General features: G+C 73.9%; 2 protein-coding genes. Both read right to left on the bottom strand.

The window, feature by feature from the left end; genetic code table 11:
- Positions 1–185: 185 nt before the first annotated feature.
- The gene (locus AC27IQ_RS25190; RefSeq protein WP_487091251.1) at positions 186–890 is read right to left on the bottom strand and encodes a 2OG-Fe(II) oxygenase; all 705 of its coding nucleotides are present in this window, start codon (positions 888–890) and stop codon (positions 186–188) included.
- A partial coding sequence (locus tag AC27IQ_RS25185; RefSeq protein WP_487091250.1) for a methylated-DNA--[protein]-cysteine S-methyltransferase occupies positions 887–1131 on the bottom strand: 245 nt, incomplete at its 5' end. The genes AC27IQ_RS25185 and AC27IQ_RS25190, both read right to left, overlap by 4 nt.

Raw genomic sequence — 1131 nt, 5'->3', positions numbered from 1 at the left:
CGCGCGATGGCGGCCACCTGCGCATGCAACGCCACGGCCACGGGGCGGGCGAAGCCGCGCAGCAGCACCGCGCCGGGCCCGAGGACGAGCCGGCCGCCCGGCGCTTCATCGGTGTCGAACAGGTCGTCGGTCATGGAGTGAGCGAAGAAGGGCCGAGGCCAGGGCCACCACCGGGGGCCTTGCCGTCAGGCCGCGTCATGAAAAATGAGGCCCATCGTGTGCCGCTGTCCCGAGCGCACCCGCGACACGCCGTGCCGCATCTGCACGCGGTAGGGCCCGCGCGTGCCCTGCACCGGCCGATGGTGCACCGCGAACACCACCGCATCGCCCTGGCGCAGCGGCACCACCTCGGGCCGCGACTGCATGCGCGGGCGCTGCTCGGTCAGCACGAACTCCCCACCCGTGAAATCGGTCCCCGGCGCGGAGAGCAGCACGGCCACCTGCAGCGGAAACACGTGCGCGCCATACAGATCCTGGTGCAGGCAGTTGTAGTCGCCGGGGCCGTACTGCAGCAGCAGCGGGGTGGGGCGCGTCTGGCCGGCCGCATGGCACCGCGCGATGAACGCCGCGTGGTCCGCCGGAAAGCGGTCTTCCAGGCCCAGGGCCGCCTGCCACCGGTTGGCCACCGGCACGAGGTGCGGATAGAGCCCGGTGCGCAGCGCCGCGATGGCCTCGGGCAGCGGGTACTGGAAGTACTGGTATTCGCCACGCCCGAAGCCGTGGCGCTCCATCACCACGCGGCTGCGAAAGCGCGCAGGCTGCGTGTAGAGGCCGGCAAGGGCGCGGCAGTCGGCCGCGGGCAGCAGCGCGTCGATCACGGCCCAGCCCTGGCCGTCCAGCGCCTGGGCCACGGCGTTCCAGTCGATGGCGCACGGGTCGCGCGCGCTCATGCCTGGGCCTCCTTGTCCAGCAGCGCCCGCTTGCGCTCCACGCCCCAGCGGTAGCCGGAGAGCGCGCCGTCGGTGCGCACCACCCGGTGGCACGGAATGGCCACGGCCAGGGCATTGGCCCCGCACGCCTGGGCCACGGCCCGCACCGCGCGCGGCGCGCCGATGCGCTCGGCGATCTGCGCGTAGCTGGCCGTCTCGCCGGGGGCGATGGCCTGCAGCGCGGTCCACACCCGCTGCTGGA

The organism is Acidovorax sp. KPB24-07 (genome assembly GCF_057543315.1).
Note: the sequence above shows the minus strand (reverse complement) of the source record. Positions and strands in the feature narration are given on the sequence as shown.